This is a genomic window from Cupriavidus sp. SIMBA_020, from assembly GCF_046535395.1.
GTDB lineage: Bacteria > Pseudomonadota > Gammaproteobacteria > Burkholderiales > Burkholderiaceae > Cupriavidus > Cupriavidus campinensis.
Genome location: NZ_JAWRWU010000451.1, coordinates 1 through 277, shown reverse-complemented (window position 1 = coordinate 277; position 277 = coordinate 1). Strand labels below are relative to the sequence as shown.

General features: G+C 70.0%; 1 pseudogene. It reads left to right on the top strand.

The window, feature by feature from the left end:
• Positions 1 to 277, top strand: a pseudogene (locus SB751_RS30000) (phosphomethylpyrimidine synthase ThiC); the annotation flags it as partial.

Genomic DNA, 277 nt, shown 5'->3' with positions numbered 1-277 from the left:
CACGGGCTTCGGCGGCGAGAAGAATCCGCCGGTCTACGTCTACGACACCTCGGGTCCGTACACCGATCCCGAAGCGAAGATCGACATTCGCGCGGGTCTGCCTGCGCTGCGCCAGTCGTGGATCGAAAAGCGCGGCGACACTGAAGCGCTGCCGGGCCTCTCCTCCGACTACGGCCGCGAGCGCGCCGCCGATCCGGCCACGGCCGAACTGCGTTTCCCGGGCCTGCACCGCACGCCGCGCCGCGCCCAGGCCGGCAAGAACGTCACGCAGATGCAC